Annotated in this window: 13 protein-coding genes; 7 read left to right on the plus strand and 6 right to left on the minus strand. The window is 70.6% G+C overall.

Going from position 1 to position 18,427, the window contains the following annotated elements; translation table 11 throughout:
* The first annotated feature begins 22 nt into the window (after positions 1 to 22).
* From ABD198_RS02220 to ABD198_RS02250, 7 genes are all read left to right on the plus strand, one after another.
* Positions 23 to 964 (plus strand): polysaccharide deacetylase family protein, encoded by a 942-nt coding sequence (locus ABD198_RS02220; protein WP_343997558.1) that lies wholly within the window; start codon positions 23 to 25, stop codon positions 962 to 964.
* Positions 961 to 1,722, plus strand: a complete 762-nt coding sequence (locus tag ABD198_RS02225) for a polysaccharide deacetylase family protein (protein WP_343997559.1) — start codon at positions 961 to 963, stop codon at positions 1,720 to 1,722. The genes ABD198_RS02220 and ABD198_RS02225 overlap by 4 nt, the downstream gene beginning before the upstream one ends.
* A gap of 213 nt (positions 1,723 to 1,935) precedes the next feature.
* Positions 1,936 to 2,244, plus strand: a complete 309-nt coding sequence (gene groES / locus ABD198_RS02230) for a co-chaperone GroES (RefSeq protein ID WP_167991189.1) — start codon at positions 1,936 to 1,938, stop codon at positions 2,242 to 2,244.
* A 112-nt stretch (positions 2,245 to 2,356) separates the two neighbouring features.
* Entirely contained in the window at positions 2,357 to 3,982 is a 1,626-nt protein-coding gene (gene groL / locus ABD198_RS02235; protein ID WP_343997560.1) for a chaperonin GroEL, read from the plus strand.
* Between the two features lie 179 nt (positions 3,983 to 4,161).
* Entirely contained in the window at positions 4,162 to 5,172 is a 1,011-nt protein-coding gene (locus ABD198_RS02240; protein WP_343997561.1) for a hypothetical protein, read from the plus strand.
* A complete protein-coding gene (locus tag ABD198_RS02245) occupies positions 5,096 to 6,445 on the plus strand; it encodes a hypothetical protein (protein WP_343997562.1) in 1,350 nt (449 codons plus the stop codon). The genes ABD198_RS02240 and ABD198_RS02245 overlap by 77 nt, the downstream gene beginning before the upstream one ends.
* A 56-nt stretch (positions 6,446 to 6,501) precedes the next feature.
* Positions 6,502 to 6,939, plus strand: a complete 438-nt coding sequence (locus ABD198_RS02250; RefSeq protein WP_343997563.1) for a hypothetical protein — start codon at positions 6,502 to 6,504, stop codon at positions 6,937 to 6,939.
* A 78-nt stretch (positions 6,940 to 7,017) separates the two neighbouring features.
* Here the strand turns inward: ABD198_RS02250 and ABD198_RS02255 are convergent, their stop codons facing one another.
* From ABD198_RS02255 to ABD198_RS02280, 6 genes are all read right to left on the minus strand, one after another.
* Positions 7,018 to 7,725, minus strand: a complete 708-nt coding sequence (locus ABD198_RS02255; protein ID WP_343997564.1) for an ester cyclase — start codon at positions 7,723 to 7,725, stop codon at positions 7,018 to 7,020.
* Positions 7,726 to 7,823: 98 nt separating this feature from the next.
* Positions 7,824 to 8,135: an MBL fold metallo-hydrolase gene (locus tag ABD198_RS02260; protein ID WP_343997565.1), complete on the minus strand. Its 312-nt coding sequence runs from the start codon at positions 8,133 to 8,135 to the stop codon at positions 7,824 to 7,826.
* 79 nt (positions 8,136 to 8,214) lie between these two features.
* Complete coding sequence (locus tag ABD198_RS02265) at positions 8,215 to 10,353, minus strand: DEAD/DEAH box helicase (protein ID WP_343997566.1); 2,139 nt, start codon at positions 10,351 to 10,353, stop codon at positions 8,215 to 8,217.
* A complete protein-coding gene (gene brxD, locus ABD198_RS02270; protein WP_343997567.1) occupies positions 10,350 to 11,699 on the minus strand; it encodes a BREX system ATP-binding protein BrxD in 1,350 nt (449 codons plus the stop codon). Before brxD ends, ABD198_RS02265 begins: the two co-directional genes overlap by 4 nt.
* A complete protein-coding gene (pglZ, locus tag ABD198_RS02275; RefSeq protein WP_343997568.1) occupies positions 11,696 to 14,422 on the minus strand; it encodes a BREX-2 system phosphatase PglZ in 2,727 nt (908 codons plus the stop codon). The genes brxD and pglZ overlap by 4 nt, the downstream gene beginning before the upstream one ends.
* A complete protein-coding gene (locus ABD198_RS02280; protein ID WP_343997569.1) occupies positions 14,422 to 18,372 on the minus strand; it encodes a BREX-2 system ATPase PglY family protein in 3,951 nt (1,316 codons plus the stop codon). The genes pglZ and ABD198_RS02280 overlap by 1 nt, the downstream gene beginning before the upstream one ends.
* Between the last annotated feature and the right edge of the window lie 55 nt (positions 18,373 to 18,427).

Consider the following 18,427-nt stretch of genomic DNA (forward strand, 5'->3'; position numbering starts at 1 on the left):
CGGGCTGGGAGGATCCGGGCCCATGCGAGTAGTACGACAAAACGATGAAAAGAGGGCGCGGGGTGCGTGGCCGGGGCGGGGCACCCTGGGGCGGGTGCGGGTCGCGCTCGTCGTCCTCGCCCTCGCCGCCCTCGCCCCCGGCTGCGGACGCGGCGAGGCCCCGCCCGCGAGCGGCGAACGGCCCCTGAACGCGCCCCCGGCCCGCGCGCTCGACTCCTATGCCACCAAGCTGCGCGCCGCGCAGGCCGCACGCGCCGCCGCCGCGAAACGCTGGGGGCTGAAGAAGGTGCCGCTTCCCGCCCCGCCGCCGCCGGAGAAGAAGCCGCACATCACCACCCGCGAGGGCTTCGAGGTGGACGGCCACCGGCGCCTCGGGCTCCCGCCGGTCTTCACCACCGTCCCCACCAAGAAGAAGATCGTCTTCCTCACCATCGACGACGGCGCCGAGAAGGACCCGAAGTTCCTGCGGATGATGAGCGAGCTGCGGATCCCCTACACCGCCTTCCTCAGCGACTACGTCATCGACGACGACTACGCCTACTTCGAGCGGATGCAGGACCGCGGCGTCACCCTCAACAACCACACCCTCCACCACCCCTACCTGCCCGCCCTGTCCTACGCCCGCCAGAAGCGCGAGATCTGCGGCATGCAGGAGGTCATCGAGAAGCGCTACGGCACCCGCCCCGTCCTCTTTCGCCCGCCCTTCGGCAACTACAACAAGGACACGCTCCGCGCCGCCAGACGCTGCGGCATCGAGTACGTGCCCCTGTGGAACGAGGAGGTCTTCACCGACCGCTGGGAGTACCGCGAATGGGACCGCGAACTGCGCCCCGGCGACATCGTGCTGACCCACTTCCGCGGCACCGACCACTGGGACGGCACCATGCGCGACATGGTCCGCCGCTTCCTGAACAAGGTCACGGCCGAGGGATACGCGGTGGCCCGCCTGGAGGACTACCTGTGAGGCCCCGCGCCCGCGGCCCGGCGGTGGCGGCCCTCGCGCTGCTGCTCGCCGCGGGCTGCGGCGGCCCCGTGCAGCACCGGGCGGCGACGGCCGGGGACGGCGCCGGCCAGCCGGCCGGCAACAGCACGGCACCCCCTGCCGGCACGCGCCAGCCCGCCGCCGCGCTCCCGCCGGTCGTCGACCGCGTCCGCACCACCGACAGAGTCGTCTTCCTGACCTACGACGACGGCGCCGAACGCGACCCCCGCCTCATCGGCCTCGTCCGCGAACGGCGCCTGCCGGTCAGCCTCTTCCTCACCGACAGCGTGGTGGGCCCCGGCTACGCCCACTTCGCCCGGCTGCGCGCGGTCGGCGCGAGCCTGCAGAACCACACCCTCGACCACACCGCCCTGCGCGGACTGCCGTACGCCGGCCAGCGCGCGGAGATCTGCGGCCAGCAGCGCAAGCTCACCTCCCGCTTCGGTGTCCGCCCCCGCCTGTTCCGCCCGCCCTACGGCACGTACGACGCGACGACCCTGCGCGCCGCCGCCGACTGCGGCATCACGGCGGTCGTGCTGTGGCGGGTGAGCCTGGACGGGAACGGCGAACTCACCTACGCCGAGGGCCCGAAGGAGCTGAAGCCCGGCGACATCGTCTCCGTCCCCTCGGCCGACCTGCCGTCGCTGTCCCTGGCGGACCGGACGAGGCGTCTGCTGGAGGAGGCCGGCCGGCGCGGCCTGCGGGTGGCCCGGCTGGAGGACTACCTCTTCCCGGAGTGAACCCCTGGGCGCGAACCCGTGGCCGACGCGCCGTCGCCAATTGGCACTCCGCTTGACCGAGTGCTAATCGCAGTCATAGTCTCGGCTCTGGCACTCCCCGGTGGAGAGTGCCAACCACGCGACGGGCAGGTCCGGCACCCGCGACGACGGATCGACCTGGTCGCCACCTCAGACAGTTAACCCCGTGAGATCTCCGAAGGGGGAGGTCGGATCGTGACGACCGCCAGCTCCAAGGTTGCCATCAAGCCGCTCGAGGACCGCATCGTGGTCCAGCCGCTGGACGCCGAGCAGACCACGGCCTCTGGCCTGGTCATTCCGGACACCGCCAAGGAGAAGCCCCAGGAGGGCGTCGTCCTGGCCGTGGGCCCGGGCCGCTACGAGGACGGTAAGCGCATCGAGCTCGACGTCAAGGTCGGTGATGTCGTGCTCTACAGCAAGTACGGCGGCACCGAGGTGAAGTACAACAACGAGGAGTACCTCGTTCTCTCGGCCCGCGACGTCCTCGCGATCGTCGAGAAGTAATCACCTCGACGCACCTTTGCTCGACTGCGCCCCTGGCCCCCGCATCCCATAAGAAGCCGGGCGCCCGGGGCGCAGTGATTTCACCCAGAATTCCGAGAGGGCTCCCGCTGCCATGGCGAAGATCCTGAAGTTCGACGAGGACGCCCGTCGCGCCCTCGAGCGCGGCGTCAACAAGCTTGCCGACACGGTGAAGGTGACGATCGGCCCCAAGGGCCGCAACGTCGTCATCGACAAGAAGTTCGGCGCCCCCACCATCACCAACGACGGTGTCACGATCGCCCGCGAGGTGGAGATCGAGGACCCGTACGAGAACCTCGGCGCGCAGCTGGTGAAGGAGGTGGCGACCAAGACCAACGACATCGCGGGTGACGGTACGACCACCGCCACCGTGCTCGCCCAGGCCCTGATCCGTGAGGGGCTGAAGAACGTCGCCGCCGGCGCTTCCCCGGCAGCGCTGAAGAAGGGCATCGACGCGGCCGTGGCGGCCGTGTCCGAGGACCTGCTGGCCTCCGCCCGCCCGATCGACGAGAAGTCCGACATCGCCGCCGTCGCCGCGCTGTCCGCCCAGGACCAGCAGGTCGGCGAGCTGATCGCCGAGGCGATGGACAAGGTCGGCAAGGACGGTGTCATCACCGTCGAGGAGTCCAACACCTTCGGTCTGGAGCTGGACTTCACCGAGGGCATGGCCTTCGACAAGGGCTACCTGTCGCCGTACTTCGTGACGGACCAGGAGCGCATGGAGGCCGTCCTGGACGACCCGTACATCCTCATCCACCAGGGCAAGATCTCCGCCATCGCCGACCTGCTGCCGCTGCTGGAGAAGGTCATCCAGGCCAACTCCTCCAAGCCGCTGCTGATCATCGCCGAGGACGTCGAGGGCGAGGCGCTGTCCACCCTGGTCGTCAACAAGATCCGCGGCACCTTCAACGCCGTCGCCGTCAAGGCGCCCGGCTTCGGTGACCGCCGCAAGGCGATGCTGCAGGACATGGCCGTCCTCACCGGCGCCACCGTGGTCTCCGAGGAGGTCGGCCTCAAGCTCGACCAGGTCGGCCTGGACGTGCTCGGCTCCGCCCGCCGCGTCACCGTCACCAAGGACGAGACCACGATCGTCGACGGCGCCGGCAAGAAGGAGGACGTCGAGGGCCGCGTCGCCCAGATCAAGGCGGAGATCGAGACCACCGACTCCGACTGGGACCGCGAGAAGCTGCAGGAGCGTCTCGCCAAGCTGGCCGGCGGCGTGTGCGTCATCCGCGTGGGTGCCGCCACCGAGGTCGAGCTGAAGGAGCGCAAGCACCGTCTGGAGGACGCCATCTCCGCGACCCGCGCCGCGGTCGAGGAGGGCATCGTCTCCGGTGGTGGCTCCGCGCTGGTCCACGCCGCCAAGGTCCTGGAGAACAACCTCGGCAAGTCCGGTGACGAGGCCACCGGTGTCGCGGTCGTCCGCAACGCCGTCGTCGAGCCGCTGCGCTGGATCGCCGAGAACGCCGGCCTCGAGGGCTACGTGATCGTCTCCAAGGTGGCCGAGCTCGAGAAGGGCAGCGGCTACAACGCCGCCACCGGCGAGTACGGCGACCTGATCAAGGCCGGCGTCATCGACCCGGTCAAGGTCACCCGCTCCGCCCTGGAGAACGCCGCCTCCATCGCCTCCCTGCTTCTGACGACCGAGACCCTGGTCGTCGAGAAGAAGGAAGAGGAGGAGCCGGCCGCCGCGGGCCACGGCCACGGCCACGCCCACTGAGCCACACGCTCGCAGAAGGCCCGGCACCCAGCATCCCTGTGCTGGGTGCCGGGCCTTCGCCGTGCCCGCGGTGCCGTCCGCCGATCATGGAACCGCCGGACCACGCACCAGCGACCTATCGTTGGGCGGCTCGTCGGGTGGCTGCGCGGGAGAAGAGATCGGCCAGAGGGGGAGGGGCCATGCACCACACGCTCTACTCGGAACGCTCCCGGAATCCATTCGCCCGGACCGTGCAGCTCACCGAGGACGGCCTGCGCAAGGGCGGCCGGACCACCCCTCTCCACGAACTGAACCTCGCCGCCATGGCCGAGGCCTACCTGCGCGGCAGCTGGCTCGGCGGCTGCGGCACCGAACGCCCCCTGGACCACCTGCCGCAGGGTCCCGGCATCGTCCCCGTCACCCGCATCACCGGCACCACCAAACCCTGGAAGGTGCGCCGGGCAGCCGAATTCGCCCGCGCCCTCGGTGAACTCGCCGTCCGCCGCTGCGGCGGCGCCGAGCAGGTGAGCGCCCTGGCCGGCCGGGCCCGCGTGGAAGGCGTACCGCTGTGGATGGCGCGCCGCTACGCCCCCGGCCCCGCCGGACCGGTGGCCGTCGCGGTGGACCGGCGCCTGGTCCGCGTGGACGTCTGGGGCCCGCAGGCCCCCGCCGTCCGCCTCAGGGCACCCCACGGCTTCCTCGGCGACCGGTCCGCACCGGGCGCCGGCCTGGTCATGACCGTCGGTGACGTCACCGCCCGGCTCGTCCTGCAGAAGAAGCTCCGCAAGTCCAAGAGCCGGGTCGGGATCCAGCTGCCCGACCGGCAGTGGACGCTGGGCCGCGAGAACGCCATCAGCTCCTGGCTGGAGCGCGACGGCCACCGCGTCGCCCTGCTCACCCGCCCGCCGCGCCGCCCCACTCCCGCCGCGCCCGGCGACGTACTGCTCCCGCTCGCCACCGTCGATCTCGCCGGCTCCGACCCCCTGGACGCCGTCATGGCCCACGCCGTCGCCGTCTCCTTCGGCCTCGGCGACACCACGGGCCTCGCCAGATTCCGCCGCACCCGCACCCCGCCGCAGAGCCCTTCTGAATGGGACGGTCTGGGCGTGGCCGCTGGTGTGTATGGCCCTCGCCATGGCCGTCGATGTGCGGCGCCTCCAACAGGGCAAACGTGTGGTGCCGGCCGTCCTGCTCTCCTCCGAACGCGCTGATGGTGACAGCGCGGCAGCCCTGCTGCGATACGCGGCCTGGCGCCTGCCGTGGACGCTGCTGATCGTCCTTCGTTACGTCGAGCTGCGGCGGTCACTGCTGTACGCCGCAGCCGTCGCGCCGCACGACCCTGCCGCCAGCGAACTCGGTTCCATCCTCACGGGAATCACTGCGCGCATGGACGCTTCCGACAACCAGGCGGCCTGGCGGTCGGTCAACATCCGTGCCTGGCTGAGGGGAAGGCGCAGGTCTCGCACTTCCCGAGCGTGGTGGCTCCGGCTGATTCCGTGTCTCCTCATGCTGCCGTCGCTGGTGTTCCTGGGCGTCGGCTCGTTCACCTCCACCGCTGGTCTCCAGGAGTACTTCACGACGGGGCAGGGGCCGACGATCCTCATGGGGTTCGCCATCGCCGCCCTCGCCTGGATCGCTTACCAGCTGATCGTCCTGTTACGGGTCTGGCGGCAGGCTTCGTCCCAGCCCGTGGCGGAGTTGCTGGCCACACATCGCTTCCGCTGCGGCACCGCGGCAGGAGCGGCCACGGCAGGAACCTTCCTGCTGTGGCGGGGACTCGGGTCGGCCGGCCCCGACGGCAGAAGTATCGAGACCCTGCATCTGCTCGAGGCGCTGGACACATTCTTCGTATACCTCGGCTTCGCTCTTCTCCTGCTCTCCCTGCTGGCCCTGTTCCCACCCACCGGCTTTGCGCTGGCCGGAGGCGGTGCAGTCGGTGCGATCACAGCCCCAGCCGCCCTATACGCGGGTGCCCTCGGGATCGCAGGGGTTGTGCTGCTCGCAGTCGGCGCGGGGGGTTCGGGGGCGGGCGGAACGGGCGGTGGCCCTCGCAGAAGCGTTCCACAGTGGCTACGTGACCAATGGAATGAGGGGCAAAATTTCAACAAGGCAAATTGGCATCGTTACCCGGCTAATGAGATTGACCTTGCGAATGGTAAACGACTCGACTCGTACTTACCCAAAAAGGAAATAGTCTCGCGCAAGCACACGCAGATAGCCGAGATCGCTCCGGACACTTTCAGAAAGTACTTGAACGAGATCAGGCAGAAATATAGGAGAGGTGTAAGGATTGCCGACACGCCCAAGGCGCGCGCGCAGTTTCCGCAACTGATCGGAACGCGCCTACAGGGCAAGTATGTGCTGGAGGTTCCTGTTCAATCCCGACCTGTGCCTGAATGGGCACTCAGGGAGGCAGCTCGCCGTCGGATAGAGATCAAGGATGTGCAGGGTAATGTCTATCGACTGCAGAAGGGTACGGGCTGAGATCAACCATGATCTGGACCTACTGTGAGGAATGGAACCCGCTCCTGGAGACCCCCATGGAGCCGCTCACGCCTGAACAGGCGAGGGCCCGGCACGCATCCGGTGAGCAGTACACCGCCGTCGCTTCCCCCAAGGAAGGCGCTGCGCCGGAAGTGCGTGTGGAAATGCAGCTGGAGGACGGCTACGTCGTGGTCGTCTTCATGGATGAGTACGGCCGCGACGCGATCGTCTACGAGTTCACCCTGATAGACGGGTCCCTGTTCCTGGAATCGGCCAGCGTGTACGGCTACGGATCCTCCCAGGAGCGCGGCGGATACGCGGACGCGGAAAGTGTCGAAACCTACGAATTCACCACCGAGGGCGTGGTGCAGCGCATGGTCGAGGAGGGCGGGGAGGGGACCACCGAGAGCCGGTACGGCATTGACGTTTCCAAGAACTGGGAACCTGTCCCGGAGTTCGGGGAGTACGCCTCGCTGATCCGGCGCGATCGCTGAGGGCGGCGGAAAGGCACCCCCTTGCGGGAGCGGGACTCGATGAGTTGAGCCCCGCTCGCCCGCCGACGACCGTCTCCTCTACAACTCCGTTGGTTCCAGGGCTCCCAGTCGGGCCATCAGGCCCAGGCGGTCGTACTGCCACCATCCCTCGGCGATCTTGCCGTGGCTGTCGAAGCGGAAGATGGTCGTGCCGGTCATGGAGACCTTCTTGCCGGTGGGCGGGATGCCGAGGAACTCGCCCTTGTGCGTCGCGTCCCAGGACCACCGGGTGCAGACCCGGTCGCCCTCGGCGATCTGGTCCTCGATCCGCATCGTGAAGTCGAAGCCGCCGCGCCAGACGTCCATCTCGCGCCGGAAGTGGTCCAGCCCGATGATGTCCTGCTCATTGGCGGGATCATGGTCGTGGTAGTGCTCGGCGAACAGCCCGGCCATCGGCGACAGATCGCCCTCGCTCTGCAGCACCTCGAAGAACCGTCGCGCCGCGTCCGCGTTGAGCTGCGCGTCCCGCACCACGTCGAGGTCGGTGAATGTCGGCGTCTCCTCGCAGAGCGCCACCATCTCCTGGAAGATCCGGTCCGTCTCCGGCAGCCCGGAATTGCGCATCGCCTCCTCGTACGACGGGAACTCCACGATCTCGACGACATGCGTGGCGTCCGAGTGGTCCTTGCCGACCATCGCGTGCGTCGCCGTCCGCTTGCCCTTGGTCTGCTCGACCCACTTGTCCAGGAGCCGGTCCATCTCCTCCAGCCGACTCGTCTTGCAGTCGATGAGCTGTACGAAGGTCATGGTGCCCACCTTTCCGGCCCCCCTGGTTCCGGATGTGTCAGCACCATCCTCCCACCGGGGCGCCCGGCCCACAGCTCGCGTGAGCCCTGCCAGGCCGGCTACCGCTGCCCCTCTGCCGAGCCCGTGCCGGCACGGGCCACGGCGAAGAGATCCGGACCGTGTGCGTTGACCAGCACGAGGTCCTGGTCGGCGGCCCGCCACAGCTCGGAGAGCCGCTCGTGGTTGGCCTGCACGGCGCGCCGGTCGTGGGCGACGACGCGTTCGATCTGGAGCCACGGCTTCGGCGCCTTGCTGCCGTCGACCTGCCCGCGGTGATAGAACGCATCCCCGACGTGCAGCACCCAGTGGTCGCCTGCGTTCACGGCGACTGCGGCGTGCCCGCGGGTGTGGCCGGGCAGGCTGATCAGCACGATGCCGGACGAGATTCCGGTGAGCTCCGAGGCGCGGCGAAGCCGCGCCAGGCGTTCGTCGTTTCCGGCGCGACACGTCCTAACCGCGTGCAAGGAACCGGACCGGCTCCGCGAGGAGAGCGCGAGCTGCCTCCGTGTCCGCCAGGCGTGCGGCCAGAGTGGCCTGTGCGACTCGTTGAGGGAGCGCCTCGGAGAACTTCAGGCCTCGTACCGCCCGCACGTCCACCTCGGGGAGGGTCAGACCCGTTCCGGCATCCGTCACGGCGGCTCGCCAGGTCTGCGGCGTCACATCGTCGCGCAACCGGATGAAGCGGTCGTCGATGATCCGGTGCGGCAGGACCACAGAGGAGAGCGACGCGGCCAGCGTGGCGTTCGCCCGGTGTCCGCCCCAGGTCCACCAGCGGATGTCGCTGTCGCCCCGGCGCGTGATGACCGTCCCGGCAGGGTGGACTACGTCCCGGTGCGTGTCCCGCGCCTCGGTCAGCTTCGCCTGCGCACGCCGGGTGAGGATCACGGGCGGATCGGTGCCCAGAAGGATTTCCCGGGCGGCACGAGTGAGGGTGTGGGAGCGCACGCGGTCCTGTCCGAAGCCGCTCCACTTGGCCCGCCCGCCCTCGTCGACCGGTTCCACGAAGCAGCGGCGGCGCCGCCAGTCGATATAGGTGACCAGCCAGCTCCGGCCGGCGAGCAGCAATTTGCGGGGACCTTCGACTTCCTCGGTCAGCAGGTCCGGGTCCGTACGGCCGATCTCTTTGCGCCCGCTGAGCACGGTGAACTCCGGCGGTGCGGTGAACGACGCCGTCAGGTTCATGAAATGCCGGTGTCCGAAGCGCCGTTCGGCCTCGGGCCCGATGAACAGAGTGCCCCCGTCACGGTCCAGATAGCCCTGTTCCACAAGATGCTGGACCACCGGCTCGGCGGCTCGCCCGAACGGCTCGAGGCCGCCCCACCACTCGGCCCACAGGTTCTCGCCGACTCGGTGTTCCTGCAGGCACAGGGCCAGGAGTTGCTGGGCCACGAGGTGGCGCGGGTCAGGGGGCGCGGTCACCGGTTCCACCCAACCGCGTGACCAGGCCAGCAACAGGGCAGCGGCTGCCAGGAATCCCGCGTCGTCCACGGCGAGAAACAGGCAGTTGCGGCGGGTGCCGGGCCGGCGCCCGGTACGGCCGAGGCGCTGGAGGAAGGACGCCACGGTGGCGGGCGCGTTCAGCTGAATGACGCGGTCGAGATCTCCCACGTCGATGCCGAGTTCGAGGGTGCTGGTCGACACGATCACGCAGTCCCGCGCTTCGGCGAAGGCCTGCTCGGCGCGTCGCCGTTCGTCGGCAGAGAGTGAGGCGTGGGAAAGGAAGGTGGTGACGCCGCGGAGCCGTAGCTGTTCGCCCAGCTCTTCGACGGTTCGCCGGCTTTCGCAGAACACCAGCCGTTTCTCGCCCTGGTGCAGGGCCGCCACGACCGTCGCGGCATTGGCGATCGAGCCGACGTAGTCCAGTTCGATGTCGCCGGGAGGCGGGACCGCGGAGGCCGCCCGCCCGCCGACGGCCGGAAGGGGCACGCCGGGTGCGATGACGTGGCCCGGCCGCTTTCCTCGCCCTGACCCCTGGAGCCAGTCGAGCAGTTCGGCCGGGTTTCCCACCGTGGCGGACAGACCGATGCGCTGCACCGGGCGCTCGGCGATCCGCTGGAGCCGTTCGAGTACGGCGAGCAGATGCCAGCCCCGGTCGTCACCCGCGAAGGCGTGCACCTCGTCCACTACGACACTGTGCAGGCCGGAGAAGAACGCCCGGTGGTCCACATGGGTACTGACCAGCATCGCTTCCAGCGACTCCGGCGTGGTGAGCAGCAGATCCGGCCGCTGCGTCAGGATGCGTCGGCGTCTGCTCGTCGCGATGTCACCGTGCCACAGCTCAGCTGTCCTGCCCACCCAGCCCGTGTAGGTCTCCAACCTCGGGTGCAGGTTGTTCAGCAGCGCCTTGAGAGGCGTGACGTACAGGATGCCCGTACCTTTCCACCCCTGCCGCTGGGCCCGGGTGAGCAGAGGGAAGGCGGCTGCCTCGGTCTTGCCGCCGGCGGTGGGCGCGAGGAGCACGGCGTCATGGCCGGACAGCAATGGGCCGATGGCTTCCTGCTGCAGGGGCCGCAGGGACCGCCAGCCGAGCGTGTTCACAATGTGGTGGGTGAGGATCGGGTCGAGCAGGTCCAGCGCGTCGGCGCTCATGGCAGCTCCAGGTCCACGTCCCCGGCACTCGCGGCCGCGTTGCGTTCCACCTCGTCCAGTTCTGCGGTGTTCACCGTCAGCTTGTAGTGGACGCGGGGGTCGAACTCCTCGAACGTGTCGATCCGGTCGAGAACATCGGCGACCAGCTTGCGCAGGTACAGCCGGGGCGCGATCCCGGCCTTGCCGCCCAGAGTGCCGGTGACCGCGCGGGCCAGCTCGTCGAGGTAGGCGTCATCGGCGCGTCCGGCGATCCGCTCGGGGTTGCGGGCGGTGGCTTCATACACACTTCGTACCTTGCGGCCCAATTCACCGAGGGACGCAAGGTCGAAGCCGGGCAGGCGCAGCTGGACCGCGCGGGGGGAGTCGAACCGAGGGTCCGTGGTGAAGTCCGTGGCCAGCCGCTGGGCGAGCGGTGCCAGACGCTGTACGCCCTGCTGTCCGTCGTAGAAGGCCGGAGTGCCGGTGATGACGAGGAACAGTCCGGGGAACCGGCCCGCGTCGATCTCGTCCAGCAACTGGCGCAATGCGTTCAGGGACTTCTCCCGTACGTCACCGCGCACCCGCTGCAGCGTCTCCACCTCGTCCAGGACGAGCAGCAGCCCTGGATGTCCGCAGTCGCGCAGGACCGTCAGCAGTCCCTGAAGGAAGCCGAGCGCCGCGAAATGGTCGAGATCACCGCGAACGCCGGCGGCCCGCTTGGCGGAGGCTGCCACAGACTTCTGACCGCCCAGCCACGCGATCAGGGCCTCGGCCCGGGCCCCGTCGCCGTCGGCGACTGCCGCCCGGTAGCCCCGCAGCGCTGCCGAGAAGGCGGGCGTGGTGCGCGCCACCTCGGCGAGCCGCGCCTCCAGCAGGTCGTCGACGGCGCGGCCGAGAGCGGCCTCGTCGTCCTCGTCCGCCTCGCCCGCGGCGAGGACCTCCTCCTCCAGCGCGTAGAACCAGGAGTCGATCACCGCGCGCAGCGCGGACGGCGGATGCGTGGCCGTGGCCAGCCGTTCCGTGAGCCGCCGGTAGACCGTCTCCAGGCGGTGCAGAGGTGTCTCCGTCTCGGAGATCTGCACCTCGCTCACGGCAAGCCCCCGCCGTTTGGCGCGCTCGGCGAGCCAGCGGGCGAAGAACGTCTTGCCGGAGCCGTATTCGCCGCGGAGCGCGTGGAAGGCGGAACCGCCGCGGGCCACCGTGGTGAGGTCGTCCTCCAGCGCGTCGGCGAACCGGTCCAGGCCGACGGCGAACAGGCCGAGACCCTGCTGCGGTACGGTGCCGCGGCGCAGCGCGTCGATGACGTCCCGGGCGCGGGCGGCGCTGATCCCGGTGACACCGGCCGGGGGTGGGGGCGGAGTGGTCACGGTGCGTTGCCTTCCGGGAACTGCTGCCGCAGCAGCTCCCTCTCGAGGTGAACGGTGCGGCCCGATTCGATCAGCTGCAGCACGGGGTAGCCGTCGATGTTGAGGAGCCGTTCGAGCATGGTGACGAACCGCTGCGGGTTGCGTTCCGACCTGCCGGTGGCGGCCTGCGCGGCAGCGGCCACGGCGGCCGGGGACAGCTTGCCGCCGGCGCCCAGCAGGGCGTCGAGCGCGGCAGCCACCGCGGCGTTGCTCGGTGCGTTCCGCACGAACTCGCGTTGCGCCTCGTACGCCTTGCTGCGCACGGTCCGCTCGCCGGGCGTGCCGTGTCCGGGCTGCGGGAAGAGCCCTTCGGACTGGGGTTGCTGTTTCCGCGTTTCCTTGCCGCGGGACACCGGAGCAGGCGCGGTCGCTCGCGGGGTTTCCTGACCGCTGGTCCACCAGTCAGGGGCGGTGTTCTCCGCGGGGAGGGCCGTCCAGCCGGACGGGATCTCGCTGCCGGACGGCACGAACGCCAGGACCGGCACCGTCACTTCGGCGAGCGCGGCCCCTCCGTGGTAACCGGCCTGGCGGGCGGTGTACCGCAGGTCGTCGCGCCACGCGGCGGTGATCCGTCCGCCGGCGGTGAGTACGCGCGGGCCGGACAGTTCGACCTCGCCGGGCCCGGCCGGGCCGGTGCGCCAGCGCGCTCCTTGCACGCCTTCGGCCGCAGCGGGGCCGGTGCTGCGAGGGCCACGGTCCAGCACGTGCCCGTGATCGGAGACCAGTAGTACGGGCCGGCCGGCGCCGAGCGCGGCGTCGAACAGGTCGGTCAGTCTGGCGATGTCGTCTAGACGCCAGCGGGCGCGTCCGTTGTCCCGGCCGTCGGCGAGCGCATCGTCGATGGTGTTGACGATCACTCCGACCACCGCGCGGTCGTCGGCCAGCGCGCCCAGCAGTTCGGGCGCGAGCCGGTGCCCGGCCGTCCCCTCGTAGCCGCCTTTGTGGAAGAGGACCGCGTCCCGGTGCCGCTTCTTCCAGAAGGCGGTGAATCCCGCGCGTTCGACGTCCTGCCCTCCCTCTGCATGGGCGCCGGAAAGCAGTGAGGCACGGCTCACGTGCGTGAGGGTGGGCAGCATGGCCACGGCAGCGAGCCGGGCGGCCCGGCGGCCCGCCGCAGCGGCGGGCACGATCTCGGTCCAGGCTCGCCGGTCGAGTCCGGCGGCGAGTTCGACGGCGACGTCGGCACTCATCCCGTCCAGGACCAGGATGAGGGGGCGCCCGCCGTCACGAGCGAGGGGCGCTGCCGCCTCCGCCAGCACGTCCTCGATCAGCAGGGCTCCGTTCGGCGCCTGCTGGCACGCGCTCTCCGTCCAGGTGGCGAGAAGGGCGGCGAACCGTTCGTCGAGACGGCGGCGCCGTTCGCGGACCCGGTTGATCAGCCGGTGGTACGCGCCGGAGACGTCGCCGTCGTGCAAGGCGTCACCCTCGGCGAGTATCCCCACCGCCAGGTCCACCCAGCCGGTGGACTCGAGGTGGTGGCGCACCGCCTGCCCGACCGACTCCGGCTCGGGAGGCGGGGCGTCGAGCCAGCGCAGCAGGCGGACGGCCGTGCGGGCGCGTTCGGTGGAGTCCGCGTGCAGGGCGTGCAGTTGGTGGTCCTCCAGGGACCGCAGGGCGGCCCGCGCGGCGGCGGGCCGCCCGTCGAGGGCGCCGGCCACGGCCCGCAGGCGCGCCCGGTAGCCGGAGGGCAGCAGCCGGTCACCGGCGAGCAGATCAGTGAGCCGGGCGGTCGCGGCGAGCTGGTCGGCGCGTTCCAGCACGGACAGCACTCGGGCCCGGGCCTCGGCTCCGGACGCCCCGCCCGCTTCCGCCTGTGCGATCCACCGCGTCAGTACGCCGGTGGCGGCCGCGGCGTACGGCGTCAGCGCGTCGAACGAGCCGAGTGCCCGGCCGAAGAGGGTGCCGAGCGCGAATCCTGCGTCGGCGGCGGCCGGGCAGGAGAGCGCGGCGGCGGCGAGCGCACCCAGCGGGAGGGCGTCCTCGCCGCGTCCGTCGGTGGCGAGGGCGAGGAGGGTGGGGGCCGAGGGACCGGCCACCTGCGCCAGCCAGGCGGTCAGCCCCGCACGCTCCGGCTCGGGCAGCTCGGCGAATCGCCTCGGCCCGGCGGAGGAGCGGCTCCAGTCGAAGAGGGTGTCGGCGTCCAGGTCCAGCGACTCGTCACGGCTGTCACCGAGCCCGACCCGGACGGCGAGCAGGGCCCGCAGGGCGCGGTCGCGGGTGAGGACGGATCCCACGCGCGGCCAGCCGCCCGGCGGTTCTGCTTCCAGCAGCGCGTCCAGGAGCCAGGCCTCGCGGACCATGCGCGTGTCGAGGTCGCCGACGCCGAAGAGCTGCTTGACGATGTCGGCTCGTTCCACCGTCAGCGGGCGGCGGCGCACGGCGTGACCGCGTACGTCCCAGCCGAGTTGGTCGGCGGGAACGCTGCCTGTGACGACGAGGACGGTGTCGCCGTCGGCCTCCGCCTGGTGATGCTGCCAGGCCTCGGCGATGCCCAGGGGCGAGTCCTGGTCGGTGACGCGCACACGGCGCGCCCGGCCCTCCACCTGAAGGGTGAACTCGCGTTCGGCGTCGCTGCCCGCCCACACGGCGTCCACCAGCACCAGCCGACGCTCGTCGGCTCCGGCCAGCTCGGCCTGCAACAAAACTTCGATGGCACGCCGCCCGGCGGCGGGCCGTACGCCCATCAGCGGGCCTCCTCGGTGTCCTCGGGCTCCGCGGCGGCCGTGTCGTCCCCGACCGGTTGCCAGCTGATCTCCACAGCGACCCCTGGGTGGGCGGCCAGGAAGGTGCGGATGTCCTCGCCGAATCCGGCCAGCTCACCGGCGAGCTGCTCCTCCACGGGTGTGGTTCCTGTGGCGGCGACTACCCGGCGTCGGGCAGAGCGCTGCCGTTCCGCGGGCGTGCGGGTGTTGGCCTGGGCCTCTGGCTGCACGAACGGCTCGGCAGGTGCGGGCACGGCCGGCGAAGGCGCCTCGGTCCGTTCCCTCGGATGGTGCGTAGCCACCTCGGGTTCCGTGACCCGTACGTCCTGCGCTCCCGGAGCAGGTTCGTGCCGTGGCGTGAACGCGTTCTCCACCGACAGTGCCGCGTTGATGATCGCGTTCGCCTTCTCCCCGGCCTCCGCGAGCACCGGCACCAGCGACCGCTCGAACTCGGAGGCCCGCGCAGCGAGGGCGATCTCGTCGAAGAGCCGCCGTGCACGGTCGCCCACCCCGTCCTCTCGGCTGACCAGGCCGCGCACGTTGGTGAGCGCCGGCCAGGCCGCGTCGTCCAGCGCGCGCAGCACCTCACCCGCGCTGCCCATGGCGGTGCTCAGGTCGCGTTCGGGCGCCGTGAACGAGGCGGAGGCCAGCTCCCGCACGAGAGCGGTCGCGTCGCTGCCGTGCCGGGTCAGCCGGGCCAGCAGGGCGGCTGCCTCCCGCAGGATCGACGGGCGGGTGGCTGCGGCCTCGCCGGGCTTGTCGAGTCCGAGCAGGGCGGCATGCCGTTCCAGGGAGGCACGGACGCCGGCCACGTCCTTCTCCCAGGCTTCTGCCTTGCTGCGGACGTCGTCGGCGAGCCGGTTGACGTTGCGCGCGTACAGGGCGGGCTTGGCGGAGACACCGAACAGGCGGGCCGCCCGTTCCCTGGCCGCCGCGTACTCGTCCTCGCTGGGCAGCGGCTGTGCGCGCAGCGACCAGCCGGGCCCGATCTCGTGCAGGGCGGGCGCCTGCCGTTCCGGCCCGCCCTGGTAGGCCCAGGCACGGTCGTCGAGCAGCGCGTAGGCGGCGATGAGGAGGTTGCCGGTCAGCTTGTCGAGGCCGCCGTACCCGAGGTCCTTGGTGATCCAGCTGCGGATGTCCTCGACGGCGAGGTCGCCGCGCTGCTTGTGTGCGGCGGCCGCCTGGTTGATCCGGGTGCGCCAGTCCTGCCGCATGACGAGCGGCCCGTCGTGGACCGTGCCGAGTTCCAGCGGCTCCACGATCCGCTTGACCGTCTTCAGGTGGTGGCTGTCGACGTTCTGGGCACGTCCGCCCTCGTCCATCGCGCGAGTGATCCACTCCAGGGTGGTGCGCAGTTCTCCGGCCGTCACCGCCTTGTGCTGCCCCTTGGCGTCCGGCCCGAAGTCCGGGTGCTTGGGATACAACGCGGAGAACATGCCGTCGGCCAGATGCTGCACGTTCGCCTCGAAGCTCTTGCCGCCCTCCTCACGGGGCTGGGAGAACTCCGGCTGCAGGGACAGCACGTGCCGTCCGTCGGGCACCTCCGGACCCGGATTGGCGTCGGTGCGCCCGGCCAGTCCGTACACCTCGGCGAGCGCTCCCTTGAGCTGGTCGGTGAGCGTGTCGCGGGCCACCTCCAGCTGCCGCCGCACCTTGGCCCGGTCGTCGGGCGGGAAGGTGCCGGTGTAGTCGGCGAGCCGGTCGCGCTCCAGCAGGAAGTTGATCCGCATGAGCCGGCCGAGCTGTGCCTTGCGCTGGTCGGAGAAGAAGTCGGTGAGCCACACCAGGGTCGGCGCGGTGACGCCGCTCTTCTTCAGCTCCTCCACCCGGTGGAAGTCGTCGCTCGGGTAGTGGTCGCCGTCGTCGAAGGGGTAGTCCACGACGAACCGCACATTGCCGGGGGTGGCGGGGCTGAACTGCTCGTCGGGCAGGTCGGCTCGGTCCCGTACGTTGCCGAAGACGAACTCGGCCACCCGTCGCGTACCGCGCCAGACGATCTCCTTCTCGGCGACGAACTGCCCGTCGCGGACCCCGATCGCCTCCCACAGCCGGTCACGCAGCCAGACCCGCCGCACGCCCGCCCTGTCCTCCTCGGCGACGGCGTCGAGCAGCGGTTCGATGTCCAGGTCGGACAGGTGCAGCGAGAACACGGGATCGGCCTCGCCGTCCGAGCGCACCTCGGACGGAAACGCCGCCTGAAGATCCCGCATGCGCCGTACGACCACGTCACCGGCCGGAACGGTCCGCGAGCGCACCGAACCGTGGTTGAGGGCGGCCAGCCGCGCGCCGGTCAGTCGCCGCAGCGCGGGCACGTCGGGAGCGAGCGCACCGAGCAGGAGCGTCTTGACGAACCGGTCGTCGGCCTGGAAGTCGGCGTGGTCGTCCGAGCCGTACTTGTCGAGCAGGTGGGCGCGGGCCTTGGTGTAGAACTTCACCGCGGCCTCGGACTCGCGCTTCAGCTTGTCCGTGAAGGCGGTTTTGGTGCCGCTGAGGAGGACGTCCCACAGATCGCCGAGCGGGATGAGCCGCCCGACCGCCGCCTCGGCGTTCCGCTCCAGCAGCTGCTGGACGAGCTTGAGGCCGGTGCGCTCTCGCTGGAGGGCGCCGGAGAGCGCCACGAGCACGTTGAGCAGGGCCGGGGACAGCGGGTACACGGCCCGGAAGTCGTTCCAGTCGGCGTGGGTGGCACCCCCGCCGTCCAGCAGGATGTCCTTGACCTGCTGGTTGGAGCGGTCGATGCCCGCGAAGGCGGCCTCCAGCGCCGACTCCTTGCCGGGCAGCGGCTTCAGCACCCGCTCCTTGATGATCTCCGGCAGGTTGCGGTCCTCCAGGTCGACGATCTCGAACCGCTCGTTGAGGTACTCGAGAGCCTGCTCCATCGCCTTGACGTCGGAGCCGAGCACGTCGGAACCGACGAGCTGGGACAGGTCGCGCTGGCGCGAGATGAACGACACGATCGGCACGGGCCGGGCCGCGTCGCCGGACTCGATCAGCTTCACCAGTTTCTGGATCTCGCTGTTGACGAAGGTCCGGTCCCGCATGTTGGCCTGCAGCCACAGCACCAGCTCGTCGAGGAACAGCACGACACCGTCGTAGCCGAGCGTGCGGGCGTGCCGGCTCATCACGGCGAGCCCGGTCTCCAGCGGCACGTACTTGGCCGCGTCACCGTGTGCGCTCTCCGCGTACGATCGCATCGGCCCGCTCAGCAGCCCGGCCACCAGCCGCTCACGCCGCCGGTCGTCGGCGGGCGCGGCGAACGCGTCGTCCAGCTCCCCGGACGTCCACGAGCCGCCGGCGCCGATCACCTTCAGTTCGCCGTCGTCGTCCCCGCCGCCGGAGTCCGCGGGCAGCAGCCGCACGAACGCGTCGTCGCCGAGCTGCTCCCGCAGCCGCCGGGCGTCGGCGAGCAGTGCGTCGGAGCGGAACACGGTCGGTGTGGGCGCCTCCGGGTGACGCTCGCGCACCGCCCGCACGTACCCGCCGAGCAGCGCCTCGTCCAGGTTGGCGGCGCCGACGAGGTGGTACGGCACCATCAGGAACCGCTTGCCGCGCAGCCACTCGTCGTGCTCGGCGACGACCTCGCGCAGCCGCGGTTTGGCCCGCACCGACGGGTCGCCGTTGAGGACGGCGTGCAGCACGGTCAGGAAGTGGCTCTTACCGGCGCCGAAGGAGCCGTGCAGGTAGGCCGCGTACGACGTGTTCTTGCGGATGGCGCCGCGCACGAGGCTGAGCGCCTTGCGGAACTGCTCCTGGAGCTGTGGCGTGACGACGTACTCCTCGACCCGCCCCGCGGACTTCCCTGTGAACCCCTGGGAGAGTTCGACCTTGAAATCGCCGGCGTAGACATCTTCCTTGATGTCGAGGACGTCCTTCAGTACGACGGTGTCGCCACCCCTGGCCATCAGCCGCTCCCGCTCCCCGTAGCCCTTCACACGTCGCCCTTATCCTGCCAGGCCGGACAGGGATGGGTGTACGGGACAGCGGAGA

It is taken from the genome of Streptomyces thermocarboxydovorans, assembly GCF_039524635.1.
In the GTDB taxonomy this organism is placed as follows: domain Bacteria; phylum Actinomycetota; class Actinomycetes; order Streptomycetales; family Streptomycetaceae; genus Streptomyces; species Streptomyces thermocarboxydovorans.